Origin of the sequence: Pseudomonas sp. 21LCFQ02 (assembly GCF_024129895.2) — a bacterium.
GTDB lineage: Bacteria > Pseudomonadota > Gammaproteobacteria > Pseudomonadales > Pseudomonadaceae > Aquipseudomonas.
Genome location: NZ_CM178749.1, coordinates 4,318,931 through 4,344,090, shown reverse-complemented (window position 1 = coordinate 4,344,090; position 25,160 = coordinate 4,318,931). Strand labels below are relative to the sequence as shown.

Annotated in this window: 23 protein-coding genes and 1 pseudogene; 7 read left to right on the top strand and 17 right to left on the bottom strand. The window is 62.9% G+C overall.

Going from position 1 to position 25,160, the window contains the following annotated elements:
* Position 1: 1 nt before the first annotated feature.
* The 6 genes from NJC40_RS19840 to NJC40_RS19815 form a co-directional block, all read right to left on the bottom strand.
* Positions 2-1,540 (bottom strand): methyl-accepting chemotaxis protein, encoded by a 1,539-nt coding sequence (locus NJC40_RS19840; protein WP_253140857.1) that lies wholly within the window; start codon positions 1,538-1,540, stop codon positions 2-4.
* An 87-nt stretch (positions 1,541-1,627) separates the two neighbouring features.
* Positions 1,628-2,569, bottom strand: a complete 942-nt coding sequence (locus NJC40_RS19835; RefSeq protein WP_253140858.1) for a SphA family protein — start codon at positions 2,567-2,569, stop codon at positions 1,628-1,630.
* Between the two features lie 39 nt (positions 2,570-2,608).
* Positions 2,609-3,145, bottom strand: coding sequence for a flavin reductase family protein (locus NJC40_RS19830; RefSeq protein WP_253140859.1), 537 nt, complete (start codon positions 3,143-3,145; stop codon positions 2,609-2,611).
* A 33-nt stretch (positions 3,146-3,178) separates the two neighbouring features.
* Complete coding sequence (locus NJC40_RS19825) at positions 3,179-4,417, bottom strand: styrene monooxygenase/indole monooxygenase family protein (RefSeq protein ID WP_253140860.1); 1,239 nt, start codon at positions 4,415-4,417, stop codon at positions 3,179-3,181.
* 84 nt (positions 4,418-4,501) lie between these two features.
* Positions 4,502-5,305 (bottom strand): SDR family oxidoreductase, encoded by an 804-nt coding sequence (locus NJC40_RS19820; RefSeq protein WP_253140861.1) that lies wholly within the window; start codon positions 5,303-5,305, stop codon positions 4,502-4,504.
* 1 nt (position 5,306) lies between these two features.
* Complete coding sequence (locus tag NJC40_RS19815) at positions 5,307-6,548, bottom strand: dienelactone hydrolase family protein (RefSeq protein WP_045490999.1); 1,242 nt, start codon at positions 6,546-6,548, stop codon at positions 5,307-5,309.
* Positions 6,549-6,840: 292 nt separating this feature from the next.
* Between NJC40_RS19815 and NJC40_RS19810 the strand changes: the two genes are divergently transcribed.
* A complete protein-coding gene (locus NJC40_RS19810; RefSeq protein ID WP_253140862.1) occupies positions 6,841-7,866 on the top strand; it encodes an AraC family transcriptional regulator in 1,026 nt (341 codons plus the stop codon).
* Between the two features lie 2 nt (positions 7,867-7,868).
* Here NJC40_RS19810 and NJC40_RS19805 read toward each other — a convergent pair whose 3' ends face one another.
* Together NJC40_RS19805 and NJC40_RS19800 are read right to left on the bottom strand one after the other, a co-directional pair.
* Entirely contained in the window at positions 7,869-8,474 is a 606-nt protein-coding gene (locus NJC40_RS19805; protein ID WP_045490993.1) for an FMN-dependent NADH-azoreductase, read from the bottom strand.
* A gap of 71 nt (positions 8,475-8,545) precedes the next feature.
* Entirely contained in the window at positions 8,546-8,935 is a 390-nt protein-coding gene (locus NJC40_RS19800; RefSeq protein ID WP_290447656.1) for a LysR substrate-binding domain-containing protein, read from the bottom strand.
* A 237-nt stretch (positions 8,936-9,172) separates the two neighbouring features.
* Between NJC40_RS19800 and NJC40_RS19795 the strand changes: the two genes are divergently transcribed.
* Positions 9,173-10,396, top strand: a complete 1,224-nt coding sequence (locus NJC40_RS19795) for an RNA-guided endonuclease InsQ/TnpB family protein (RefSeq protein ID WP_253140863.1) — start codon at positions 9,173-9,175, stop codon at positions 10,394-10,396.
* A 40-nt stretch (positions 10,397-10,436) separates the two neighbouring features.
* Here the strand turns inward: NJC40_RS19795 and NJC40_RS19790 are convergent.
* The 4 genes and pseudogenes from NJC40_RS19790 to NJC40_RS19775 all read right to left on the bottom strand — a co-directional run.
* Positions 10,437-11,001 (bottom strand): annotated as a pseudogene (locus tag NJC40_RS19790) (LysR family transcriptional regulator); the annotation flags it as partial.
* Positions 11,002-11,075: 74 nt separating this feature from the next.
* A complete protein-coding gene (gene pcaD / locus NJC40_RS19785) occupies positions 11,076-11,867 on the bottom strand; it encodes a 3-oxoadipate enol-lactonase (RefSeq protein ID WP_253140864.1) in 792 nt (263 codons plus the stop codon).
* 119 nt (positions 11,868-11,986) lie between these two features.
* The gene (locus NJC40_RS19780) at positions 11,987-12,433 is read right to left on the bottom strand and encodes a DUF1294 domain-containing protein (RefSeq protein ID WP_253112489.1); all 447 of its coding nucleotides are present in this window, start codon (positions 12,431-12,433) and stop codon (positions 11,987-11,989) included.
* Positions 12,433-13,263, bottom strand: a complete 831-nt coding sequence (locus NJC40_RS19775; protein ID WP_045490981.1) for an undecaprenyl-diphosphate phosphatase — start codon at positions 13,261-13,263, stop codon at positions 12,433-12,435. The genes NJC40_RS19780 and NJC40_RS19775 overlap by 1 nt, the downstream gene beginning before the upstream one ends.
* A 253-nt stretch (positions 13,264-13,516) precedes the next feature.
* On the opposite strand from NJC40_RS19775, the gene pnuC reads away from it, so the two are divergent.
* Positions 13,517-14,080 (top strand): nicotinamide riboside transporter PnuC, encoded by a 564-nt coding sequence (gene pnuC, locus NJC40_RS19770; RefSeq protein ID WP_045490978.1) that lies wholly within the window; start codon positions 13,517-13,519, stop codon positions 14,078-14,080.
* Positions 14,077-14,601: an AAA family ATPase gene (locus NJC40_RS19765; protein WP_045490975.1), complete on the top strand. Its 525-nt coding sequence runs from the start codon at positions 14,077-14,079 to the stop codon at positions 14,599-14,601. Before pnuC ends, NJC40_RS19765 begins: the two co-directional genes overlap by 4 nt.
* On the opposite strand, the gene NJC40_RS19760 is transcribed toward NJC40_RS19765, so the two are convergent.
* Positions 14,602-15,927, bottom strand: coding sequence for a sigma-54 dependent transcriptional regulator (locus NJC40_RS19760; protein WP_045490973.1), 1,326 nt, complete (start codon positions 15,925-15,927; stop codon positions 14,602-14,604). It abuts the gene before it with no gap.
* Positions 15,928-16,318: 391 nt separating this feature from the next.
* On the opposite strand from NJC40_RS19760, the gene NJC40_RS19755 reads away from it, so the two are divergent.
* The 3 genes from NJC40_RS19755 to NJC40_RS19745 all read left to right on the top strand — a co-directional run bounded on the left by NJC40_RS19755 (position 16,319) and on the right by NJC40_RS19745 (position 18,417).
* Positions 16,319-16,585, top strand: a complete 267-nt coding sequence (locus NJC40_RS19755) for a hypothetical protein (RefSeq protein ID WP_045490971.1) — start codon at positions 16,319-16,321, stop codon at positions 16,583-16,585.
* 465 nt (positions 16,586-17,050) lie between these two features.
* A complete protein-coding gene (locus NJC40_RS19750) occupies positions 17,051-17,233 on the top strand; it encodes a hypothetical protein (protein WP_045490969.1) in 183 nt (60 codons plus the stop codon).
* A 5-nt stretch (positions 17,234-17,238) separates the two neighbouring features.
* Positions 17,239-18,417 carry an AAA family ATPase gene (locus NJC40_RS19745; RefSeq protein ID WP_253140865.1) on the top strand — a complete coding sequence of 393 codons (1,179 nt, stop codon included), beginning with the start codon at positions 17,239-17,241 and terminating at the stop codon, positions 18,415-18,417.
* 138 nt (positions 18,418-18,555) lie between these two features.
* Here the strand turns inward: NJC40_RS19745 and NJC40_RS19740 are convergent, their stop codons facing one another.
* Genes NJC40_RS19740 through cobW form a run of 4 tightly spaced genes read right to left on the bottom strand, consistent with a single transcriptional unit; the run spans position 18,556 to position 25,100 of the window.
* Positions 18,556-19,167 (bottom strand): vWA domain-containing protein, encoded by a 612-nt coding sequence (locus tag NJC40_RS19740; protein ID WP_253140934.1) that lies wholly within the window; start codon positions 19,165-19,167, stop codon positions 18,556-18,558.
* A gap of 53 nt (positions 19,168-19,220) precedes the next feature.
* Complete coding sequence (locus NJC40_RS19735; protein WP_253140935.1) at positions 19,221-20,237, bottom strand: magnesium chelatase ATPase subunit I; 1,017 nt, start codon at positions 20,235-20,237, stop codon at positions 19,221-19,223.
* A 27-nt stretch (positions 20,238-20,264) separates the two neighbouring features.
* Complete coding sequence (cobN, locus tag NJC40_RS19730; protein ID WP_253140866.1) at positions 20,265-24,029, bottom strand: cobaltochelatase subunit CobN; 3,765 nt, start codon at positions 24,027-24,029, stop codon at positions 20,265-20,267.
* A gap of 3 nt (positions 24,030-24,032) precedes the next feature.
* Positions 24,033-25,100 (bottom strand): cobalamin biosynthesis protein CobW, encoded by a 1,068-nt coding sequence (gene cobW, locus NJC40_RS19725; RefSeq protein WP_045494723.1) that lies wholly within the window; start codon positions 25,098-25,100, stop codon positions 24,033-24,035.
* Positions 25,101-25,160 lie beyond the last annotated feature (60 nt).

Sequence of the window (25,160 nt, the reverse complement as noted above, 5' to 3'; positions counted from 1 at the left end):
GTCAGCGATCGAAGCGCTCGGCCAGACTGCGCAGGGCCAGCAGCTGTTGGCCGATCTGTTGGCTGATCCGCTGACCGTCGACGGCCTTGGCGGCGCTGTGGCGTGACAGTTCGGCCACGTTCATCACCTGTTGGTTGAGAGCATCGGCCACCTGGCCCTGCTGCTCTATGGCACTGGCGATCTGCGCGCTCATCGCCGCGATCTGCTCCAGCGCGTGGTTGACACCGCTGAAGCTGTCGTTCACCGAACCCACCGCAGCGGTGCTCTGCCCGGCCAGCCGTTGCCCCTCATGGGTCAGACGGACGCTGAGTTCGGTGCTCTGCCGAAAGCTGTGCAGCAGCGGCTGGATATCTTCAGTGGCCCGCTGGGTGCGACTGGCCAGTTGCCGGACCTCATCGGCGACCACACTGAAACCGCGCCCGGCGTCACCGGCCCTTGCCGCCTCAATGGCAGCATTGAGCGCCAGCAGGTTAGTCTGCGCGGCGATCGAACTGATGATCCCGGTCATCGCCCCGATGGCCTCGGTGGCCGCAGCCATCTGCCCGGCGGCCGCGCTGATATCCGCCACTGAGCTGCCCAAGTGTTGCATCGACTGCAGGCTCTGAGCCGACAATTGCTGGCCCTGGGCAGAGAGCGTTGCCGCCGCAGCCGTCGCGGCGGCACTGTCATGCAGGTTGCGTGACACCTCCTGAATAGTCGCGGCCATCTCGGTAAGGGCCACCACCGACTGGTCCGACTCACTGCGCTGACGCTCCAGACGCCCGGCTTCGGTGGCGATCAAGGCCACCAGATCAGCCATATGCCCTTCGATGCTGTGGCTGCCACTGCCAATGCGCGACAGCGCGGTCTGCAGCCTTGCCTCACTGCTGATCAGCGCCATGTTCAGCCGCGGATCAAGGTGCTCGGCACCGGCATAGGCGTGCGCCAGGTCAAGCCGGGCGAAGGTCTTGGGGTGCGCGGCCAGCAGTGCATCGACCGCCTGCCGCTGGCGCCAGCGATCAATCACGGTCGCGCCGAGCACGCCGCCCAGCACCAGCGCCGCCTGCCACCCGCCTGCGTTGACCCAAGGCAATGCCAGTGCCAGCCCGGCGCCGAGACACAATAACGGCCACTGCGCCCTGGCAAACCGCAGCAACCGACTGCACAGGCCCAACGGTCTGCCCGCCACCTGCCAGCGGCCATAGAGCCGGGCGGCACGTTCGGCCTGGGCGGCGGTTGCCGGCAGGAATACCGCGCCATAGGCCTGTACCGCCTCAGCACCATAAACCGGTTTTACATACAGGTTGAACCACAGCGCTTTACCTCGCGCATCGTGATTACACACCAGGCCCATCCACGGGCGCGTCTGGCGTAGCGTCGTCCACAAGCTGGCGACAACCTGCGCGGGCATGTCGGCATGCTGCAGCCGGCTCAAGGGCTGGCCCTGCAAGTCCGCCGCCGTGCGGCCATGGGCCTGGGCAAAGTCATCGCTGCACTGGACGATATTGCCGGCAAGATCAACGCGGCAGATCAGCGCCGTTGCTGCGGGTTCGGTATTCATCACGGTGCTCCTCACAGTACTTCGCCTGAACAAAAAAGCCCGCCACGAAGGCGGGCAAACCAAGGGAGCGGTATAACGACCGATCGGTCAGAAGTGGTGCACGTAACGCACTTGCAGACGGCTGCCCTCGGGGCGGTTTTCCACGTCCTGCTCGAAATAGGCGTTGGCGAACAAATGGTCATGGGGCGAAAAGCTGTACATCACACCCGGCCCGATGGCCCAGACTTTCTCCCGCCGACCGGAGACGTCGTGGCCGTCTAAACGACTGTCGCTGATCTGCTTGAGCCAATAGCCGTTGATGCCCAGGCGCAGGTGCTCGGTGACCGCATACTCGGTAGTGAAGTTGGCGTGCAGCGCCTGGCCGGCCTGGACATCGTCGATATCCCCCAGCGAACGCAGCGGGTCGCTGTTCTTGCCGTTGTACAGGTAGTGCGCCCGCAACGAGGCGGTCCACTTGGGGGTGAACCAATAAGTGGCGGCCCAGTAGGGGTTGAACGACCAGGCATTGTTGCCGGGGTTGATGTCGCGGTCGCGGTCGTACTCGCCGGTGGGCAGGTTGACCTGCAGTTCGATGCGGTGCACGAAGCGCGGACCGTTGTCGCCCATGATCGGATCGAACTGAATGAACGGCCCGACCAGCAGGTCACCTACCCCGCTCTGGCCCTTGAGCGCCAGATTGTCCAGGCCGTCGTCGACCTTCATCCGGGTAATCACTGGCAGCACCAGGTTAAGGCCCAGATTGCCGTTGCCCAGGCGCAGATCAGACAGGTAACTCAGTTGGGTCAGCCACAGTTGGTAGTCCACGGCATGCTTGGGCAGGCCCAGGTCCTTGCCGTTCTGGTCGCGCAGGTGGTTGGCCGAATAGTTCTGGAAGTACTGCTGCAAGTACCAGCCACCGCCGGCCGGCAGGCCGCCGTCCATGAAGCTGGTCAGGCCCAGGTTGAGGGCCGGCAAGTCGTAGGCACCGGCCAGCGGAGCGCTGGCCAGGCCGACAGCCATTACACAGGTCGAAAGGGTTGTTCTGCTCATCATTGGCGTCCCGTTACAGCTGAAAATGGAGGCAGTGCTTCACTGACCCAGCGTCGGATGCACTGAGGCGACCCGATACCTGCCAGCGTGAAAGACCAGCGGTTCTGCGCCGCTGTATCGGTATTGCTCGATTTCACCAATGAAAATCAGATGATCGCCGCCTTCATATTGGGTGACGTTACGGCACACCAGCACCGCGACTACGTCGTCGAGTACCGGCATGTCGGCCTTGCCCAGGGCGTAGGGCACGCCGGCGAACTTGTCAGTGGCGGGCCTGGCGAACTGGCCGGATATCTCGTGCTGGTCGGCACCGAGGATGTTGATGGCGAAGTGGCTGGCGCCCAGAAAGTCATTCATGCTCAAGGCCGAACGCGCCAGGCTCCAGAGCACCAGCGGCGGGTCCAGCGACACCGAGGAAAACGAATTGGCGGTCATGCCGACGTTGCGCCCGTCGGCGGTGCGGGTGGTGATCACGGTCACGCCGGTGGCGAACTGGCCCAGCAGGTTGCGCAATTCGCGCACATCGCGGCCCTGCACTTCAGTGAGTTCAGCAGGGGTGGTGGCGGCTGCATTCATGGTCGGTGCTCCTCGTTGTTATCGTTGTATTGATCAAGCGGCCTGCTGGCTCATGCTCTGGATAAAGTGCTGGCACTGGCTGGCGTCGAACCACCAGGGCGCGAACCGGCGTGGGTCGTCAAAACCGTTGGTGATGGCGCTGGCCAGCGGCTGCACCGCGCTGGCCGCGCCGAGCAGTTGCAGCAGGTGCGGCGCTGGCGGTTGCAGCATGCTGTTGGTCCACTCCACGACGTGGCGGGCGTAGCTCCAGTACTGCTCGAAGGTCTGCTCCATCCACTGGCCGCTGAACGGCTGGCTACCCTGGGCAAGAATTGCGTCCAGATACACCTTGCTGCACTTGGCGGCATTGTTGGCGCCCTGGCCGGTAATCGGGTCGTTGACCACCAGCGCATCGGCCATGCCGAACACCTGGCGACCGGACGGCAAGGTCAGCACCGGGCGGCGCACCATCGGCGTGAAGCGTCCGGCCAGAAAGCCGTTGTCGTCGGTCAGGCGTAAGTTGGCGCAGCGTTCGGCTTCCCACGGCAGGTAACGGCGTACCAGCTCCAGGCTCTTTTGCAGATGCTGGTCGGGGTCGTTGATGCCCTGCCAGCAATCCAGCGGGCCGCCGGGAATGCCCTCGAACACCATGATTTCGCAGGGGCCATTGACGGTCAGGGCCGGGAACACAAAGTATTCACCGACCCCCGGAATAAGGTTGAACGCCACCCGCGAGTACGGCGACACCGGGGTCATGCCTTGCACGTAGGTCAGTGCCAGCGCCCGCTGCGGGGTGCTGAATGCGGTGCGCTGCGGGTCCTTGGCGAACAGGTTGACCACCTCACCCTTGCCCGCCGCCAGCAGTACCAGGTCGTGGCTGGCCGACAGGCGCTCCAGCTCAGTGATGCCGACGTCTTCGATCAGCAACTCGCCGCCACGCTTGACGAACGTGTCCATCCACACCGGCATCTTCAGACGCTGGTCCACCGATTGCGCGTAGCGCTCCAGCCGCGCACTCCAGCTGAACAACGACTGGCCCGGCACCTCGGGGTTGAGCACGTTGAGGCCAATGCCTTCTACCGCAGGGCATTGCTCTTCCCAAAAGTTGATACCCAGGTCGCGCTCGGTCTGCAGCGCGGTGTTGAACATGCACTGGCTGGACATCACTTTGCCGGCCTGGATTTGCTCAGCCGTGCGATTGGTGGCCAGGGTTACCTGATATCCCTTGGCCAACAGACCCAAGGCAAGTTGCAGCCCGGCCTGGCCGGCTCCGACGATAGCGATTCGACGCATTGTTATTCTCCACGGCTTATTGGGACGGCGCTGACGGGCGCCGCTGTTGCTGTTTGCGGCTGCTGTTCGCGGCTCAAGCCGCTCCTACATAGCCAGGCGCGCGATGGCCGGGCGGTTCTGTTCCGGGCCCATCACCGAGTAACCACCATCGACGGCGTAATCGGCACCGGTGACGAAGCTGGCCGCAGGCGAACACAGGAACGCCACGACACTGGCGACCTCCTGCGGCTCGCCGAGCCGGCCCAGCAGGTGGTAGTCGGCCGCGACACGGTCGGCCTTGCTGCGCTCGCCACCACTGACCTCGGCGATGACTCGCGACCAGGTCCAGCCCGGCGACACTGAGTTGACCCGGATACCGTCCGCGGCAAAATCCATGGCCATGCTGCGGGTCAGCTGACGCATCGCGGCCTTGGACACCGGGTAGATCCAGCGCCCGGTCTGCGCGCAACTGGCCGAGATCGAGCTGAAGTTGACGATGGCACCGCGGCGCGCCTTGAGGTCCGAGTGCAGTGCCTGCGCCAGCGCCACGGCCGAAACCAGATTGACGTCCAGGGCGCGCAACCAGTCCTGACGCGGCGAAGCAAAGCCGTCGTCCAGATAGGTGCAGGCCAGATTGATCAGCAGGTCCACCGTGCCAAAGCGTTCACGGATATCTGCGGTGGCACGGGCCAGCGCAGCATCATCGGTGATGTCCAGGGCCACAAATGCGCCGCCCTCGCCCAACAGCTCGGCCGCTCGCTCACCGGCGCCGGCATCGATGTCCAGCAGTACCACTCTGGCACCGGCGTCGATCAGTGCGCGGGCCACGGCCATGCCGATCAGGGTTGCGCCGCCACTGACCAGTGCCAGCTTGCCGTTGAGGGCGTCGTTACGAATGAACTCGCTCATCTCAGGCCTCCACACTGGCGGCCCAATTGGGCATCAGGGTGTTGGACGGCAGGCGCTCGTCGCGCAATTTGTCGGCGGTCTCGCGTCCGGCCACCGGCAACCCGGCGGGGTCCAGCAGGCCAATCTGGACCAGCACGCTGGCCTGGTCCCAATAGATGTGCTCATGGCACAGTTTCGGCCCGCGAAACCGCACCACGCCCAGCATCGGGATCTCGACCTTGCGCCCGGTGGGCGGCACGCCGGGCAGCATCCAGTCGATGACGCTGTCGTGGGTGAAGGTCATGATGAACTCATCGACGATCTGGGTCTGGCCGACGGTGCGCGAGATCGGCGTCAGGGCCATGTCGGCGGGGTTACCGTGCACAAAATGGTGCTGGTAGAAGCGGCTGAGCTGGGCGTAACCCACCCCGCCGGTCATGGTTGGAATATGGTTGACATAGGGTTCAGCAACCATAGTGGCCATGGTCGCGGGCACGTCGCGGGTATCGAACTCATGGCGAATGTGCTCTTCCCACAGCGCCGACAGGTCGTAATCCGGGCCGATGCTCAGGCGCAGCGCCGCCACGGTACGCTCGTGGGCGATCTGCGCCGCGCCCTTGTCGAAGTGATGACCGGCAGGCCGGGCAAACGCATGGTCGACGCCGGGGTACAGGTGGCAGGTCAGGCCGGTTGTCTGGGCAGCCGCAGCCTGGATCTGTGCCTGCGCCGCTGGCGGGCAAAACTGATCATTGCCGGCCAGGTGCAGCACCAGCCGCCGGCCTTGCAAGCCTTCGAGTTCAGCCAGGGCATTTTCGATGCCGACCCCGTAGTAACCCACTGCGCAGGCCACTTGCGGCAAGCGGCAGGCGGCCAGATAGGCCAGCTTGCCGCCCAGGCAGTAACCGACCACCGCTTGGGCGCCCGGCGTGCACTCCGGCAACTGCACCAGGGCCGCCAGGCTGCTGGCGATATCGTCAACACCAAGGTTTTCAGCAAAGCCCTGGTACAGCGAGTAGGCAATGGCGAAGTCTTTGTCGGTGTAACCCAGCTCGATGCCCGGCACCTGCCGCCAGTACAGGTCCGGCACCAGCACCGTATAGCCCTCTTCGGCCAACTGATCGGCCACTTCACGCATGGCCAGGTTGACGCCGAAAATCTCCTGGCACAGCACCACACCCGGACCTTTACCGCCCACCGCAGGCGCCAGGTAACCACTGAACCTTTCGCCGCCTGATGCGCTGATCTCGATATAGCGACCTTTCATGTGCATGTCTCCAACATGGGGAAGTTGGAAACATTCTTGCGGCGGGCGGCTGCGGCTAACTATCCACCCAGCGCAGGGCTGTCCGCTGCGTGCAGGAAACTGAAAATGCACGAACCCCGGCAAAACTGGCGCAGCTATTGCTAATTCTGGTGTAAAGGCCGCTTCAAGTGGTCATAAGAAACAGCAGAAGTGCACCGCTGTCCGCTGGCTGCATGCAGTATCCGGATAGTGCAAAAGCCCGGTAACAGGGTTGCACACTCTGCTCGCATACCGTGCGTGCGAGAGGTACCCCATGAACTCCGAGACCCGATTGGCGACCGGCAGCGATCGTTTTGCAGACACCCGGCTGTTCACCCCGGCGAACAGGCTGTTTCTGCTTAATGATGCCGACAGCATCCGCAATAACGTCAGCACCGTGTTCAAGGCCCATGAATTGCGCTCGGCCAGGGCGTCACAGGCAATCAGCGCCTCGATGCACCACCTGCGGCGCGGTAGCCTGTCGCTTAGCCGCCTGGAATACGGCGCGCAGGTCATCATCGACCCCGGTCGGCTGGAGAGCTTCTTTTTACTGCAGATGCCGATGCGTGGCAGCGCCGAGATTCACTGTGAAGGCCAGACCTTCACCTCATCGCCCGCCTGTGCTTCGCTGATATCGCCAGACAGCCCGGTGCAGATGCGCTGGGCAGCGGACTCACCGCAATTGACCTTGCGCCTGGAGCGCAGCGACCTGGAACGCCATTGCCGCCAGCACCTGGGCCACCACCTCGATCGCCCGCTGCAGTTTGCCCCGCAAATGTGCCTGGACACACCGGGGGGCAGTTACTTTCTGCAATTGCTCGCGACCCTGATCGAGGCGCTCAGTTGTGACGCCCACCCGATCCACCAGCCACTGGTGCTCAAGCAGTTCGAGTCGACCCTGCTCAATGCCCTGATCTATGGCCAGCCAAACAACCTGCGCAGCCTGGAGACGCCGGGCGACCGGCGCCGGGTGTCGCCCTGGTTCGTCAAGCGCACCGAGGAGTTCATCCGCGCCCATGCCCACGAGCCGTTGAGCATCGAGCAACTGGCCGACCAGGCGCAGGTCAGCGTGCGCAGCCTGTTCGCCGGCTTTCGCGAGTTCACCGGCACCAGCCCCATGGCGTACCTGCGCGATGTGCGCATGGAGCGGGTGCACAGTGAACTGTGCGCCAACCATGAGGCATCAGTGACCGATATTGCGATGAAATGGGGCTTCGCCCATCTGGGACGCTTCTCGCAGGAGTACCGCAAGCGCTACGGTGAGTTGCCGTCAGCGACCCTGCGTTTTCGCGCCCAGTGACATCAGGCCAGCAGCGTCTCTTCAATGTCTTGCTGCGCCGCGTGCAACGCCTGCGCGCGCGGTTCATCACCGTAAGCCAGGCCATGGGCACGGACGAACTTCACCTCTGTAATGCCAATGAAGCCAAACAGCGCCTTGAGCAGTTCTTCATGGCCGACGCCGGTGGGTTGGCCGACATGCAGACCGCCGGCGGTAGAAACCACGATCACCTTTTTGCCGGTGCACAGACCTTCAGGCCCGCTCTCGCTGTAACGAAAGGTCTTGCCCGCCACCATGATGCGGTCGAACCAGGCCTTGAGCTGGCTGGGGATGGTGAAGTTGTACATCGGCGCACCGACCACCAGCACGTCGGCGCCGAGGAACTCGTCGAGAATCGCCTGATTGTGCGCGGCCTCTTGTTGCTGCGCCGCGCTACGGCTTTGCTCAGGGGTACCGGCGGCGGCCAGGCTGGCAGCGGAGAAATGCCCCAGTTCATCACGGGCCAGATCGCGGTACACCAGCTGGCTGTCAGGCTCAGCGGCCTGAATTGCCTGGGCGACACGCAGGCTGAGCTGGCGAGAAGCCGAGTGCTCGCCGAGGATGCTCGAATCGATGTGCAGAATAGTCATGATGCCTCCGGAATGAAATTCGCCTGATGGCGATACGTGGGCAGCATCCTAGCGGCAGTAACAATAATTGATTAGTCGGGGTAAATGCGACGCTTCGTTCTACTGCCGGAACAATCAACCTGGATATCGGCAAACACTTGGGCAAAGGCATCCAGCAGCCCCCGAACGGCTGGCAGCAAGCCGCGTCGGGAAGCGAATACGGCATGCACGACGCCGCAGGCAGGTGGATGATCGGCAAACAACTCCACCAAGCGCCCTTGCTCAATGTCTTGTTCGATCATGACTTGCGGCAACTGGGCGATGCCCACCCCCTGCAAAGCCGCATCGCGCAGGATATTCAGGTCCGAGCTGACCAGCCGCGGGCTATGTCGCACCTCGCGGTACCGGCCTGGTCCGGTCTGCAGCCGCCAGCAATACTCATGGCTGGCTGCGCCCTGACTGACCCATCGGGAGCGCGACAAGCCCCGCCGTTCAGGGCGGGGAGGGATAGAGCGGACGGCGTAGCCGTCCCTGGTTGCAGTGGGGTCTCTGCTGCTGTTCGATGTACGCACCGCCACAGGATGATGCGCAGTAACACGGCGACACAGATGCCCTTATACGGCGGTATTTCGTTACAAAGACCCCATGGTCATGCACCTTGAAAACACCGTGCCGTCCGCGCCTAATGTCGTCTTCATTGCTCATGGCTCAAGAGCAGGATGCAACGACTTCAAGCCTTCAAGTACGAACTCATGCCAGACGGTCAGCAGGAGCGGCAAATGCGCCGCTTTGCGGGCTCCTGTCGCTTCGTCTTCAACAAGGCGCTGGCGTTGCAGAAGGAGCGCCACGAGCAAGGCGAGAACAAGCTCGGCTATGCGGGCCTGTGCAAGTTGCTGACCGAGTGGCGCCATAGCCCGCAAACCGCATGGCTGGCCGATGCGCCTGTTCACCCATTGCAACAGAGCCTCAAGGATCTGGAACGGGCCTACACCAACTTCTTCGCCAAGCGAGCCGACTTTCCCCGGTTCAAGAAGAAGGGGCAGCGTGACAGTTTCCGCTATCCCGACCCGAAACAGATCAAGCTCGACCAGACCAACAGCCGCCTGTTCTTGCCCAAGCTGGGCTGGCTGCGCTACCGCAACAGCCGCGAGACGCTGGGTACTGTGAAGAACATCACCGTGAGCCAGTCGTGTGGCAAGTGGTTCGTGAGTATCCAGACCGAACGCCAGATCGATGAGCAGCCCACGGCACAGGGTGCGGCAGTTGGCATCGACATGGGCATTGCCCGCTTCGCCACGCTTTCGGATGGTTCGTTCTACGCACCACTGAACAGCTTCAAACGCCATGAAACCGCGCTGTGCAAAGCGCAGCAGGCGATGAGCCGCAAGGTCAGATTCAGCCGCAACTGGAAGAAAGCGAAAGCCCGCGTCCAGCGCATTCACTCGCGCATCGGCAATGCCCGCCGCGACTACCTGCACAAGTGCTCCACCACGATCAGCCAAAACCACGCGATGGTGTGTATCGAGGACTTGCAGGTACGCAATATGTCCAGGTCGGCGGCAGGTACGGCCGAGGCGCCGGGAAGAAACGTTCGGGCCAAGTCTGGCCTGAACAGGGCCATCCTCGATCAGGGCTGGTTCGAGTTCCGCCGCCAGCTGGACTACAAGCTGGCGTGGCGCGGCGGCTGGCTGATTGCCGTGCCGCCGCAAAATACCAGCCGCACGTGCCCTTGTTGCGGCCATGTGTCGGCGGCCAACCGCCAGACGCAAGCGCTGTTCAGGTGCGTGGGATGTGGTTCCGAAGGCAACGCTGATGTGGTCGGGGCGATCAATGTACTAAGGGCGGGACACGCCCGGTTAGCCTGTGAAGTGAGCGCAGAGGTCATGGCGCCAGCAGCAGGAACCCACCGAAGCGACTCGGGGGCGGCTCGAAGCCGCGCCTGAGCGCCGTAGGAATCTCCGGCCTTCAGGCCGGGGAGGATGTCAAACTGGGTAACCCGGACAACGCCTCAATGCCCGCATCGGCCGCCAGCCGGGCGGCCAGATCCGGATGAGCGACCAGCGCCTGGCCGCTGTGGCCGAGGGTCTTGACCACCAGCCCGTCGTCCTCCAATGGCGCGCAGCGCGATATCCACCTGCTCAGCGAGCAGATCGACGCGCCGGTTAGTGCTTTCGACATGGACCTCGACTTTGGGATGTTCGGCCATAAAGCGCGCAATCGCCTGATTGACCCCGATGGTTGCCAGCATTGGCGGGCAACTGATGTTTACCCGCCCCTGTGGCTCGGCGCGCGAGCGCATGATCGACTCTTCGGCCGCCTCGGCTTCGACCAGCATCGCCAGGCAATGGGCGTGATAACTGCGGCCACTCTCGGTGACCGCGAACTTGCGCGTGGAGCGCTGGATCAGACGTACACCCAGGCGCTCTTCCAGCCCGGCAATGCGCCGGCTAAGCCTGGATTTGGGAATGCCCAGCTTGCGGCTGGCAGCGGCAAAGCCCTGGCAGTCGACCACCTGGACGAAATAGTAGAGATCGTTGAGATCGAACACCGCAGCACCTTGAACAGGTCGAAGCGGCCATTATGCCAGCGGCCTGCCCGGACAGGCAGGCCTGGCGCGCGCGTTCACTGCGCGGTGAGGAACGCCAGCACCGGCTCACTGAATGCCGCACCGGCTTCGACGCTGGACAGGTGCGCGGCATGCAGGTCGACCTGCTGCGCACCGACGATGCGCTCGCTCATGAAGCGGCCATGTTCAGGGGTGGTCACTGCATCCTGAGTGCCACAGACCACCAGCACCGGCAACCTGATCGAGGCGATCTGCTCACGGTAATCGGCGTCGCGTACCGCCGCGCAGTTGGCGGCGTAACCCTGCGGCGAGGTCTGGGCCAGCATGCCGACCACCGGTTCGACCTTGCCCGGCTCACGGCTGGCAAATGGCGCGGTGAACCAGCGGGCAATCGAGGCATCACGTAGCGCAACCATGGCCGCAGGTCCGTCGCGCAACACTGTCTCGATACGCGGATCCCAGATCTCGGCACTGCCGATCTTCGCTGCGGTGTTGCACAGCACCACCCGGTGCAGGCGCTGCGGGGCGTTGATCGCCAGCCATTGGCCAATCAGGCCGCCCATCGACAGGCCACAGAAATACACCTGGCGGATATCCAGCGCGTCAAGCAAGGCCAGTACGTCACGGCCGTTCTGCTCGATGCTGTACGGGCCTTCGGTGACCAGCGAACGGCCGTGCCCACGAGTGTCGTAGCGCAACACGCGAAAGTGCTCGGTGAACGCCGCGATCTGGTTGTCCCACATGTGCAGGTCAGTGCCCAGTGAATTGGACAGCACCAGCACCGGGGCATTGGCCGGGCCTTCGAGCAGGTAGTTGAGTTCGCCATCGGCAAGTTGCACGGCAGACATTCGCGGCTCCAGATCAGTCAAAAGCTGCACACTAGCGAGGGCACCGGGCTGAGACAATCCACGGGGCGATTATTCGTGCGACTATCGAACAGCTTCGACGCCTGGCAGGTCAATCGGCTTCAGACCAGCAAAAACGCCGACAGCTGCCGCTCCAGCAATACCCAGTCAACCCAGAAGATCTGGTGCGCGATCACGATCAGCCAGAATACGATCTGGAAGGACAGTTTGCGGGTCTTGTGTCGATACAGCTGCTGGGCCAGCAACGCACCGGGCCAGCCACCGAGCAGTTCAATGAGGTGCAAGGTATTTTCGGCAACGCGCTGACCGCCCTGCCCGGCCTGACGCTTGTCGTGCCGATACAGCAGCAAGGCAAGCAGGCTCATCAGCAGGTACAGCGCCGCGCAGACCAGCATGGCACTTTGCGGCCACCTGCCGGCGATGCCTGCCACCGGCAGCGCACACAACCCCAGCCCCACCAGCAGTTTGATGCGTAGCGCACGCACTGGCTGGTGGGGCTGTTGGCGTGGTTGCTGACGCGCAGGCGCCGGGCTGCGTGTGCGGCTCATCAGCCTTGCGCCGTGGACCAGTCGACCCAGCCGAACAGCCAGGTGGCCAGGATCAGCAGACCAAAGGCGATCCGGTACCAGGCGAACAGCGCGTAGCTGTGAGTGGCGATGAACTTCAACAGACCGCGCACGGCGATCATGGCGAAGATGAACGACACCACGAAACCGATGGCGAACACCGGAAAATCAGCCGGCTGGAACAGGTCACGGTACTTGTAGCCTGAATACACCGCCGCACCGACCATGGTCGGCATGGCCAGGAAGAACGAGAACTCGGTGGCAGCCTTGCGCGACAGGCCAAACAGCAGGCCGCCGATGATGGTCGAGCCGGACCGCGAGGTGCCGGGGATCATCGCCAGACACTGGGCACAGCCGATCTTCAGTGCGTCGGTCCATTTCATGTCATCGACCTGCTCGACCTTGATCACATGCTCACGGCGTTCGGCCCAGAGCATGACGATCCCGCCAAGCACCAGCGCCACGGCCACGGTAATCGGGTTGAACAGGTAGTGATGGATCAGGTCGGCAAACAGCACGCCCAGCACCACCGCTGGCATGAAAGCAATCAGCAGGTTGCCGGTGAAGCGCTGCGCCTGGCGCTGACGCGGCAGGCCGAGAACCACCTCGAAGATCTTGCTGCGAAACTCCCAGACCACCGCCAGAATCGCACCGAGCTGGATGATGATGTTGAACGCCATGGCCCGTTCACCACCGAAGCCGATCAGGTCAGCCACAATGATCTGGTGACCGGTACTTGAGATCGGCAAAAATTCCGTCAAACCTTCCACAATGCCCAGAATCAACGCCTGGACGGCGGCCCATACATCCATCATTCCCCCATAGCGGCGCCGCCTGTCGGCACGCCGGTCAGTCTTGTGGTTGGTAAGCAATAGGCGAGCGCCGGACTGCCATGGCCGGCGGCGCGCAAAGCGGGCAAATCCTAGCAGAGGCTGAATCAGTTCGCCTGTCGGCTGGCTGTACGACTGTTACCACACATTTGGGTGCGGCAGGCTCCCTCAAAGTCTGACAACGGCTTACAATCGCCGCCCGTTTCCATTTACCCGCCTTCTGCAAGGAGCCTGCATGTCCGGGATTGAACTGTTCGCTGCCGCACTGGGCGCGCTTGCGGTCTGGCTGACCGTGCGGCAAAACCCGCTGTGCTGGCCGATCGGCCTGGTGATGGTGCTTATCTACAGCTGGATCTTTTTCGATGTGAAGCTGTACTCGGACATGCTTTTGCAACTGGTGTACGCCGTACTTCAGGTGTATGGGTTCTGGCAATGGACCCGGCATGGCGAGGGGCTGCCGGTGCGTGCAGTCACTGCGCTGGGTAATGGCGCCGTGTGGACGGGCTTGGCAATCGGGGCGTTGATCAGCGCCGCACTCGGCGCCGGCATGGCCCACTTTACCGACGCTGCCCAGCCGTGGCTGGACGCTGCGCTCACCGGCTTCAGCCTGGTGGCACAAGTGTGGATGGCCCAGAAGCGCCTGCAATGCTGGCCATTGTGGATCGTCCTTGATGTCATTTTCGTTGGTTTGTTCCTTTATAAAGCGCTGTACCTGACCGCAGCGCTGTACGCACTGTTTACCTTGCTGGCCATCCAGGGCTGGCGTGAGTGGCGCACTGCGATGGTGCCGGCGCGATGAAGGTTCTGGTATTGGCAGGCCCCGAGTCCAGCGGCAAAAGCTGGCTGGCCGGTGAAATTCACGCGCGTTTCGGCGGTGTACAGGTGGGCGAGTACGTGCGCCACTTCATCGACCGCGAAGGCCGTGACACGGTTTATGCCGACATCACGCCCATCGCGCAAGGCCAGCTGGCCTGGGAGGATGCCGCCCGCGCCAGTGCCCCGGCGCTGTTGATTCTCGACACCCACCTGCTGAGCAACATGCTCTGGAGCCGCACGATCTTCAATGACTGCCCGGCCTGGCTGGAAGCTCAACTGCTGGCCCGCCAGTACGATCTGCACCTGCTGCTCAGCCCCAAGGATGTGCCCTGGTGTGACGATGGTCAGCGCTGCCAGCCCGACCTGAACGAGCGCCTGGCATTCTTCGAGGCCAGCCGCCAGTGGCTGCACGCCAACGACCAGCGTTATCAAGTGATTGAAGGTGACTGGCAACTGCGCCATGAGCGGGTCATGCAGGCCGTCAGCGAACTGCTGGGACGCTGATCAGCGAATCTGGTGCTTGTGCAGCAACCGGTAGAAGGTCGGTCGCGAAATGCCCAACACCTTGGCCGCCACGCTGAGATTGTCACTGTGGCGGGTCAGCACATCGCACAGCGCCTGACGCTCGGCCCGTGACTTGTAATCATCAAGGGTGCCCATGGTGCTGGAGATCTCTTCCTCGCCCAGCAGCCCCAGGTCGCTGGCCTCTACCTGCCGCCCTTCGGCCAGCACCAGACCCCGTCGCACCCGGTTGGCCAGCTCACGAACATTGCCCGGCCAGTCATGCTTGCCCATCGCGATCAATGCGTCCTGACTGAAGTTACGCGCCCGACGCCCGGTTTCCTGGCTGTAGAAGTGCGCAAAGTAGTTGGCCAGCATCGCCAGATCGCCATGCCGCTCGCGCAACGGCGCGGTGCCGACCTGCAGCACATTGAGCCGGTAGTAGAGATCTTCGCGAAAGCGCTTCTTGCGAATCGCGGCTTCCAGGTCGACATGGGTAGCGGCAATCACTCGGACATCCACCGCGACCGGTTCGCTGGCACCTATCCGCTCGATCTGCCGGTCCTGAAGAAAACGCAGCAACTGCCCCTGCGCCTCAAGCGGCAGGTCGCCAATTTCATCCAGAAACAGCGTGCCGCCATTGGCCGACTCGATCTTGCCGATCTTGCGCTCTTGAGCGCCGTTGAAGGCGCCCTTCTCGTGGCCGAACAGTTCGGCATGCACCAGATGCTCGGCAATCGCCCCGCAATGCACGGCCACAAACGGCTGGTTACGGCGTTGTGACTGGTTGTGCAGGGTTCGCGCCACCAGCTCCTTGCCGGTCCCGCGCTCACCGCGCACCAGCACCGGAGAGTCGGTCGGTGCCAGCTTGCCGAGCAGCCGCCGCAACTCGCGAATCGGCCGGCTTTCGCCAAGCATTTCCTGGTCAGAAACCTGAACCTGCGCCGCGCCCTGAGCACGCAAGCGGGCCATCCCGTATGCCCGCCCCAAGGTAACCTGCATCCGGGTAATGTCGAACGGCAGGGTGTGGAAGTCGAAAAACCATTCACAGACAAAATCACCGACCTTCTCGCGGCGCAGATCTTCGGCGGTCAGCACCGCGATCCATTCGGTATTGCTGCGGGTAATCAGCTCCCGCACGGCTTCAGGATGTTCAAAGTGATAAGGCATCAGGCGGATCAGGCCGACATCACAACCCAGGTTCAGCGCAGACTCCAGTGAACTGCTGTCAACCGCCCAGCCCGCCGCGTGCAGCACGGGAATCAGCTGATGACAATCGTCACAGGGATCTACGATCAACAGACGTCGCGTAGGGGCCGGTTCATTCATGGGGTGTATTCCTTGGCGCGCGGCGTCGCTGAGATTTATCAAAATTCGCTTTGTAAACAGGATGTTGAAGCTTTGGATTGTTACATTAGCAAAAATTTGACAGTGCCTTGTACCGTTTGGATCTAAGCCTCATAACCAGCGACTGTTTGTGCGCTTATACACTTGTGCGGCGGGGAACCTTGCGCGATAGCCACAGTCTTAGTTGCGCCAGCACAAGCGATAAAATTGCGTAGGATTACTACATGACGCTACTCACGTAAAAAATCTGAAAATAAATCGCGAGATGTGTGACTTGTGATGTTCGACAGACATCAACATCAATAAGCAGCCGATTGGTGAGCCCACCGACGAGACTGCATTGGACTGATTGGGCTCTTTTGAGGAATAGACCATGAACGCCCCACTGCGCTTTAATGATGCACTGTTGATTGCTGGCAAAGCCTTCCATCCCTTCAAATGCGTGGCCTGGGGCCCGCAAGATGGCAGCGGCGAAATCAGCCTGACCGTGCTCGACCGCTTCAGCGCACGTATCGGACGCCAACAACTTCCACGCGGCACCTACTCCGATCCCGTGCAACTGGCCAATGCCTTGCAACAGGCTCGTGAAGAACTAAGCCGCGATGGCCACGCACTTCAGCCTTGGACCATGCCAGCCTGAAGTTCAAGTAACTGACGACTCGGTTACTTTAAAAGTGGCGTTTGGCAATGATCAAACGCCACTTTTAGTGCCACGTTTACGCGCCATCAAACAGCACATTGCTGGACAAAAAGTCCCCCCCCATCATCGACAGCACTTATACCTGAGGCGAACCACGCAGCGCGACGGTGAGTCTGCGTTACGATTTTTGATCAGGACTGCCTGCGTGCAACAACGCAAAACAGGGCGAACTTGAATCGCTTCACCCAAGACGTCTTATCTGCCAGCGCACCATCAAAGGTGCGCTGCAATCATTGCGTATCCTCGGATCTCATCCCATCCAGCAACAGCCAGCTTTTGCAAGACAATCCACTGCCAACACTCAAAACCTGTTGGATCGCGCATTGGCGGCTTGATTGACCTGCTTATCCCTGAGCCCTACAGTGAGAAGCACCTTATGAAGGTCCTCACCGTCAGAGCACGGCGATGATGCAGAAGCCGACTGAAAAACCACTTGCCCGACTGGCACAGTTTTACAAATACACCTCTCATGCCGAGCGCGAAGCGTTTTATGCCGAGGTGCAGCGTCGTGCCGCGGCTGAGCAGCAGCAAATCATCGATAAGGCTAACGCTATCCGCGCAGCACACAACACCAACTCGCCGGTCTGACGCCCTTGTTACATACCCTCGCCATCGAAAACTATCGCTCCCTGCACAGCCTGCAACTCTCGCTGGGCAAATTGACGGTGGTCACCGGAGCCAACGGCAGCGGCAAGTCCAACCTGTATCGCGCCCTGCGCTTGCTGGCAGAGACCGCCCAGGACGGGGTGGTGCAAGGTATTGCTCGCGAGGGTGGGCTGGATTCATGTTTCTGGGCGGGACCGGAGACGTTTTCCAAGGCCGTATTACGCGGTGAGGCTCCGGTGCAAGGCCTGCACCGCCGCACGCCACAACGCATGCGCCTGGGGTTTGCCGGTGAGGACTTCAGTTACGCGCTAAGCCTGGGTCTGCCGGAGTCCAATTCCGGCGAAGGCCGTCTCAGCCCGTCACTGTTCAGCCGCGACCCACAGATCAAGCGCGAGGTGATCTGGGCAGGTCCCGTGTATCGCCCGGCCGCCGTACTGGTGGAGCGCAAAGGCCCGAACGTGCGGATGCGTGACAACCGCGAATGGCGCAGCTTGAGCAACCGCCTGCCAGAGTTTTACAGCCTGTTCGATACCGGTGGCAGCCTGGACTGCCCGGAGATCGAAGCCCTGCGCAATCAGCTGCGCGACTGGCGTTTCTACGATCATTTCCGCACCGACAACGCGGCGCCGGCCCGCCAGCCACAGGTGGGCACCCGCACCCCGGTGTTGCACCACAGTGGCCGCGATCTGGCCGCAGCGCTGCAGACCATTCGTGAGATTGGCGATCCGCAAGCGCTGGATGCCGCCATCGACGATGCGTTTCCCGGCTCCACCATGCAAATCCAGGTGCGCGATGGTCTGTTCATCCTCGCGTTGCAACAACCGGGCATGCTGCGTCCGCTGCTGGTCAGTGAGCTTTCCGACGGCACCCTGCGTTATCTGCTGCTGGTCGCCGCCCTGCTCACCCCGCGCCCGCCCGCGCTAATGGTGCTCAACGAACCGGAAAGCAGCCTGCATCCGGACTTGCTTCCAGCATTGGCCCGGCTGATCGCTCAAGCGGCGACGCGCAGTCAGGTCTGGGTGGTGTCGCACTCCAGCCGCCTGGTAGAGGCGCTGGAGCAATCGCCGGATTGTGTCAGTCTGGTGCTGGAAAAGGAGCTGGGCCAGACCCGAGTGCAAGGGCAGCATGGTTTGCTGGATGGGCCGGCGTGGCAGTGGCCGGCGTGAACGCGGGGATGGACCTTGGTGTGGCGGCACTCCGACGCAAAGGCCAGTAAAACCAGGACATTTGCTGTGAATGTCATGACCCCTTCGCGACCAAAGTCGCTCCCACATGTGCACTATCTGATATACGAAGACGCGGTATCAGGCATATCGCAGATCCTCTACGTGCCGGTACTCGACCCTCAATCCATCCGCCAGCGCCCTTGCCCGCCCCAGCCGGATCGGCCCGGTTTCGATATCCACCAGCAACCCCGGGCAATCGAACACCGGCAAGGCTGGCAACTGCGCGAGACGTCCATCGGTCAGCACCAACAACCGTTGCTGCTCTGCAGGATGACGCTTGCGCCGTTGGCTCAGCCACTGCGCCGCTTGGTGTAGCGCTTCAGCCAGCGGGGTACCGCCGCCCGCGCCCAGGCTGTCGAGCCAGGGTTGCAAAGCGCGTGAAGCCTTGAGCCCTTGATGCTGCCAGCGTGGCTGACTGCCGCTGGCGGTAAGCAATGCCAGGCGAGCCCGGCGGCGGTAGGCATCGTCGAAGGTCTGTGCCAGGACGCCTTTGGCCAGGCTCAGCCCCTGATTGCGCCGGGTCGAGGCGGAGGCGTCGACCACCACCAGCAGCAGCTCTTGCGGGCGCTGGCTGCGCGGCTGGCGGATCAGGTCGCGGGCGGCTTTGGGCCGGCCGCGCAGCAACGTCGGCAGCCAGGCAATTGGCCCATGCTGCCCTGCCCGTGCGGCGCCAAGTCGGCCACCGGCCAGTGTGCCGCGCCTGGGGCTGGCATCCGCCCCCTTGGCCTGGCGGGGACGAATGCCTAGGGCTTTTTTGGCCAGCTCGGCACTTGCCGGCGCTGCGCGGTGGGCACATTCTGCGCCGGTAATTCACCCCAACTGCCCTGGCCTGAATCCTGCTGTTCTGGCTGATTACAGGGGTTGGAATGCGATCTGGACTCGGTAGCAGAATCTTCGATAGGGGTGGTATTACGACGACGATGACGCAAGGCAAACTCGGCCACTGCGTCGATATCTTCCTCGCTAATCGCCTCGCCGCCGCGCCAGGCGGCGTGAGCGCGGGCAGCGCGCAGCCAGACCAGGTCGGCCCGCAAGCCATCGACCCCGGCAGCAAAACACCGTTGGTTAATCTGGTTCAGGCTCTGTTCGTCCAGCTCAATGCGGTTGAGCCGCTCACGGGCCGTTGCACAGCGTTGTTGCAGCGCCTGTTGCTCGCCTTGCCATTGAGCGCAGAAAGCCTGCGGGTCGCTGTCGAACTGCAAACGGCGGCGGATGATCTGCCCACGCTCGGTCGGTGGCGTCTGGCCACTGAGGGCTACGTTAAGGCCAAAGCGGTCGAGCAGTTGCGGACGCAACTCGCCCTCCTCCGGGTTCATCGTACCGATCAGGATGAAGCGCGCTGCGTGGCGATGGGAAATGCCGTCACGCTCCACCAGGTTGGTGCCACTGGCCGCGACGTCGAGCAGTAAATCCACCAGGTGATCGGCCAGCAGGTTGACCTCATCGACATACAGCACCCCGCCATCGGCCTTGGCCAATACACCAGCAGAGAACTGCGCCCTGCCCTGGCCCAGCGCCGCATCCAGGTCGAGGGTGCCGACCAGACGCTCTTCACTGGCGCCCAGCGGCAGCGTGACAAACGCACCGCCTGCCAGCAGGTCGGCCAGGCCACGGGCCAGGGTCGATTTGGCCATGCCCCGTGGGCCTTCGATGAGGACCCCGCCGATTTTCGGGTCGATGGCGGTCAGACACAAAGCCAGCTTGAGCTGATCGGCCCCAACCACCGCCGCCAGCGGGAAGTGTGGGGCGACATCGGCCAGATCAATAGGGGTGGTATTAAGCACGATTCAATTCTCTTCAATATCCAGCAGCAAGGTTTCCAGCGCTTCACGATAGTCGCCCGGCGCCTGCCACAGGCCGCGCTGCTGGGCTTCGAGCATGCGCTCGGTCATGTCGCGCAGCGCGTCAGGGTTGTGCTGCTGAATGAACTCACGGGTTGCGCCGTCCAGCAGATAAGCGTCGGCCAGCAACTCGTACTGGTGGTCGTCGATCAGTTCAGTGGTGGCATCGAAACCGAACAGGAAATCCAGGGTCGCAGCCATCTCGAAGGCGCCTTTATAACCGTGGCGCTTCACGCCGTCGATCCACTTCGGGTTAGCCGCCCGAGAACGGATCACCCGGTTCAGCTCCTCTTTGAGGGTACGGATCTTCGGCAAGTCGGGCTGGCTATGATCGCCGTGGTAGCTGGCAGTCTTGGCGCCGCGCAGGGTGTCGGCGGCGGCGAGCATGCCGCCCTGGAACTGGTAATAGTCATTGGAATCGAGCAAGTCATGCTCGCGATTGTCCTGATTTTGCAGCACCGCCTCGACCTGCGACAGGCGTCGGGCAAAATCCTGGCGGGCCGGCGTGCCGTCATCACTGGCGCCGTAGGCGTAACCGCCCCAGTTCAGGTATACCTCGGCCAGGTCGTCACGGCTCTGCCACAGGCGACCGTCAATAGCACCCTGCACGCCTGCCCCATAAGCGCCGGGCTTGGCGCCGAAAATCCGCCAGCCGGCCTGACGTGCAGCCTGCTCGGCATCCATGCCGCTGGCTTGCAGCTCAAGACGCTCCTGGCGCACCCGGGCAGCGAGCGGGTTCATGTCGTCAGGCTCATCCAGCGCCGCCACCGCCTGCACGGCGGCATCGAACAGCTTGATCAGGCTGGCGAACGCATCGCGAAAGAACCCCGATACCCGCAGGGTCACATCCACCCGCGGCCGATCAAGCAAGCTCAGCGGCAGGATTTCGAAGTCATCGACCCGCTGGCTGCCGGTCGCCCACACCGGACGTACGCCCATCAGGGCCATGGCCTGGGCGATGTCGTCGCCACCGGTGCGCATGGTCGCCGTGCCCCATACCGACAGGCCCAGTTGGCGCAGGTAGTCGCCATGGTCTTGCAGATGCCGCTCCAGCAACAGGCTGGCGGACTGAAAGCCGATGCGCCAGGCGGTCGGGGTCGGCAGATTGCGCACGTCGACACTGAAGAAATTGCGCCCGGTCGGCAGTACGTCCAGCCGCCCGCGGCTCGGCGCACCGCTAGGGCCGGCCGGCACGAAACGCCCGGCCAGGGCGTCGAGCAGCCCTTGCATCTCGGCCGGCCCGCAAGCATCCAGGCGCGGCGCCACCAGCTCGCGCAGGTGCTCCAGAATCAACTGCAGGTCTTCGTGCTGCGGCACATCAAGCAGCGCCTGGCCGGCGCTAACCCGTTCGATCAGGCCGGCGGCGTACAATTCGAGCCGCTCGCGACTGTCACCCAAGGTGCGCCATGGATCATCACTGAGCGTCAGCAAGGCGGCCGGGCGCGGATGCTCGCACGGTTCGGCCAACGCACAGTCGAGCGGGTCAAAGCCCAGGCCGAAGGCCTTGGCCAAGGCGCGCAACAGGCTCGAGCGTGCGCCGCGACCGTCACCCCGCGGGATGCGCAGCAAAGCCAGTAAAGTGTCAGTCCGCAGGCGGCCACTGGGCGACTCGCCAAACACATGCAGGCCGTCGCGGATCTGCGACTCCTTCAAGTCACACAGATAAGTGTCCAGCCGCGGCAACCACAGCGCGGCATCCTCTTCGGCGTTGCTCGACGCCTCCAGCCCCAATTCCTGATCCAGCCGGGTGTCGCGCACCCGTTGCAGAATCTGCTTTTGCAGCTCGCGGGCACGGCGCGGGTCGAGCAGTTGCGCTTCGTAGTATTCGTCAGCCAGCAGCTCAAGGTCGCGCAACGGTCCGTAGGTCTCGGCGCGGGTCAATGGCGGCATCAGGTGATCGATGATCACCGCCTGGGTACGCCGCTTGGCCTGGGCGCCCTCGCCCGGATCATTGACGATGAACGGATAGATATTGGGCGTAGGGCCAAGAATCGCATCAGGCCAACACTCGGCCGACAGCCCTACGCCTTTACCCGGCAGCCATTCCAGGTTGCCGTGTTTGCCGACATGAATGACCGCATGCATGCCATAGGCCTTGCGCAGCCAGAAGTAGAACGCCAGATAACCATGCGGCGGTGTCAGGTCGGGGTCGTGGTAAACGGCGCTCGGATCGACCTGATAACCCCGCGCCGGCTGAATACCGACGAAGGTCAGGCCCAGGCGGATGCCGGCGATCATCATACGTCCGCTGCGAAACATCGGGTCAGCCTGCGGCGCGCCCCAGCGCTCAGTCACGGCCGCCTGATTGGCGCTCGACAGTTGCGCAAAGGCCTGCAGGTACTCGTCCAGCGCCATGCTTTGCTGGCAGGGGCGCAGGTCCAGGGTTTCCAGGTCGTTGGTCACGCCACCGAGCAACTGCTGGATCAGTTCGGTACCGCTGGCGGGCAGGTCCTGCACCGGATAGCCCTGCTGCTGCATGGCGCGCAAAATATTCAGCGCCGCCGCCGGGGTATCCAGGCCGACACCGTTGCCGATACGCCCATCGCGGGTCGGGTAGTTGGCCAGAATCAGTGCAACACGCTTGTCGGCATTGGCCAGCCGGGCCAGTTGCGCCCAGTTGTGCGCCAGGGCAGCGACAAAGTCCATGCGCTCTGGCTGGGCGCGGTAGCAGACCACATCAGACTGGCTGCGCTCACTGCGCCAGGCCAGGTCCTTGAAACTGATCGGTCGGCTGATGATGCGCCCGTCCAGTTCCGGCAAGGCGATGTGCATGGCCAGGTCACGGGACCCCAGGCCCAGCTCGCTGGCCTGCCAGGCCGGCTCGTTGTCTTGTGCGCAAATGGCCTGGATCACCGGGATATTGCGGCGAAACGGGCGCAGATGCGGCGCTTCCGGGCTGGACTGGGCAAAGCCGGTGGTATTCAGAATCAGCGCGGCATCGACTTGGTCCAGCCAGTCTTCGACCACGCTCAGGCAGCCAGGCTCCTTCAGGCTGGCGACGGCAATCGGCAGCGGATTCAGGCCCTGGGCCTGTAAACGGGCGCAAAACAGGTCGATAAAACCGGTATTGGCTGCCTGCAAGTGCGAGCGGTAGAACAGCAGCGCCGCCACCGGCGCGGCGCTGTCCCAGTCGGCTTGCCAACCGGCAAGCTCGGTGGTGCCGTGCTGCGGATGATAAATCGCGGTGCGCGGCAAGGCCTGCGGTTCCTGCCAAGGGTAACGGCGCTGCAACCAGTGGCTGGCCACGCAATGGAACAGGTTCAGCGCGTTATCCAGCCCACCTTGACGCAGGTACTGCCAGAGTCGGTCACGCTCGGCGGCCGGCACCGTGGAAAGATCGGCAAGCTCAGGGTCCGGGCGATCATCACCGGGCACCAGGATCACCTGCACGCCGCGCCCGGCCAGCTCCATCAGCCGCTCGACGCCGTAGCGCCAGTAGCCAATGCCGCCGTGCAGCGAGATCAGGATCAACCGTGCATGCTGCAGCACGTCTTCGACATACAGATCGACCGACGCATGGTTCTGGACCTGCATCGGGTTGGCCAGGCGCAGGCTTGGGTAGTCATCCGGCAGTTGCCGGGCGGCTTCGGCCAGCAGCGCGAGGCTGGAGTCGCCGCTGCAGAGAATCACCAGCTCGGCGGGGGTCTGGCCGAGATCGGCAATGCTGTCGTCGGGTACAAAGCCGCCGGGCTGGGTTCGCAGCAGGTGCATGGGTCAGCCGGCCAGTGCCGCGTTCAGACGCGCTTCAAGCTGAGCGGCGTCCAGTTCCTGACCGATCAGCACCAGTTGCGTGGCGCGCTCTTCATCGGCTCGCCAAGCGCGGTCGAAGTGTTTGTCAAAGCGCGTACCCACGCCCTGAATCAGCAAGCGCATCGGTTTGCCAGGGATGGCCGCGAAGCCCTTGACGCGCAGGATGCCGTATTCGACCACCAGTTGATTAAGGGCACTGAGCAACACAGCCTCTTCGGCTTGCGGCAGCTTGATGGAGATCGAATCGAAAGCGTCGTGATCGTGATCGTCATCCTCCTCACCGTCATGGTGAGAATCATGGTGAGTCTTGCGCCCGTCAATGTGCAGTTCAGACTCGGCGCCAACCCCCAGCAGAACGTTGAGCGGCAGGCGGCCGTTGCTGGCTTCGATGACCTTGACCGCCGGCGGCAGTTCTTCAGCCACTTCGGCGCGCACGGCGGCCAGACCGTCAGCGTCGATCATGTCGGCCTTGTTGAGGATGACCAGATCAGCGCTGGCCAGTTGGTCGGCAAACAGCTCGTGCAGCGGCGACTCATGGTCCAGGTTAGGGTCGAGCTTGCGCTGCGCATCGACCTGATCGGGGTAGGCGGCAAAAGTGCCGGCCTTGACCGCCGGGCTGTCGACCACGGTGATCACCGCGTCAACGGTGCAGGCGTTGCGGATTTCCGGCCACTGGAAAGCTTGTACCAACGGCTTGGGCAGCGCCAGGCCGCTGGTTTCGATCAGGATATGGTCCAGATCGCCACGCCGCTCGACCAGTTCGCGCATCACCGGGAAGAACTCTTCCTGCACGGTGCAGCACAGGCAGCCATTGGCCAGTTCGTAAACCCGACCGCTGGCTTCTTCTTCGGTACAACCGATGGTGCACTGCTTGAGGATTTCACCGTCGATGCCCAACTCGCCAAATTCGTTGACGATCACCGCGATACGGCGCCCTTCGGCGTTGTCGAGCATATGCCGCAGCAAGGTGGTTTTACCCGAGCCGAGAAAGCCGGTAACGATGGTGACGGGGAGCTTGGCCAGTGTTTTCATCGGATGCCCTTTGGCAATACGGCGGGCAAGCAGGACGACAGCGGCGCATGGCTCGCTGGA

Coding starts and splice junctions, on each gene's coding strand:
- pnuC (WP_045490978.1), top strand. CDS start 13,517: ATGTCCGGGATTGAACTGTTCGCTGCCGCACTGGGCGCGCTTGCGGTC.
- NJC40_RS19775 (WP_045490981.1), bottom strand. CDS start 13,263: ATGGATGTATGGGCCGCCGTCCAGGCGTTGATTCTGGGCATTGTGGAA.
- NJC40_RS19825 (WP_253140860.1), bottom strand. CDS start 4,417: ATGCGTCGAATCGCTATCGTCGGAGCCGGCCAGGCCGGGCTGCAACTT.
- NJC40_RS19835 (WP_253140858.1), bottom strand. CDS start 2,569: ATGAGCAGAACAACCCTTTCGACCTGTGTAATGGCTGTCGGCCTGGCC.
- NJC40_RS19815 (WP_045490999.1), bottom strand. CDS start 6,548: ATGAAAGGTCGCTATATCGAGATCAGCGCATCAGGCGGCGAAAGGTTC.
- NJC40_RS19765 (WP_045490975.1), top strand. CDS start 14,077: ATGAAGGTTCTGGTATTGGCAGGCCCCGAGTCCAGCGGCAAAAGCTGG.
- NJC40_RS19840 (WP_253140857.1), bottom strand. CDS start 1,540: ATGAATACCGAACCCGCAGCAACGGCGCTGATCTGCCGCGTTGATCTT.
- NJC40_RS19820 (WP_253140861.1), bottom strand. CDS start 5,305: ATGAGCGAGTTCATTCGTAACGACGCCCTCAACGGCAAGCTGGCACTG.
- NJC40_RS19760 (WP_045490973.1), bottom strand. CDS start 15,927: ATGAATGAACCGGCCCCTACGCGACGTCTGTTGATCGTAGATCCCTGT.
- pcaD (WP_253140864.1), bottom strand. CDS start 11,867: ATGTCTGCCGTGCAACTTGCCGATGGCGAACTCAACTACCTGCTCGAA.
- NJC40_RS19755 (WP_045490971.1), top strand. CDS start 16,319: ATGAACGCCCCACTGCGCTTTAATGATGCACTGTTGATTGCTGGCAAA.
- NJC40_RS19750 (WP_045490969.1), top strand. CDS start 17,051: ATGATGCAGAAGCCGACTGAAAAACCACTTGCCCGACTGGCACAGTTT.
- NJC40_RS19805 (WP_045490993.1), bottom strand. CDS start 8,474: ATGACTATTCTGCACATCGATTCGAGCATCCTCGGCGAGCACTCGGCT.
- NJC40_RS19795 (WP_253140863.1), top strand. CDS start 9,173: ATGCAACGACTTCAAGCCTTCAAGTACGAACTCATGCCAGACGGTCAG.
- NJC40_RS19780 (WP_253112489.1), bottom strand. CDS start 12,433: ATGAGCCGCACACGCAGCCCGGCGCCTGCGCGTCAGCAACCACGCCAA.
- NJC40_RS19830 (WP_253140859.1), bottom strand. CDS start 3,145: ATGAATGCAGCCGCCACCACCCCTGCTGAACTCACTGAAGTGCAGGGC.
- cobN (WP_253140866.1), bottom strand. CDS start 24,029: ATGCACCTGCTGCGAACCCAGCCCGGCGGCTTTGTACCCGACGACAGC.
- cobW (WP_045494723.1), bottom strand. CDS start 25,100: ATGAAAACACTGGCCAAGCTCCCCGTCACCATCGTTACCGGCTTTCTC.
- NJC40_RS19810 (WP_253140862.1), top strand. CDS start 6,841: ATGAACTCCGAGACCCGATTGGCGACCGGCAGCGATCGTTTTGCAGAC.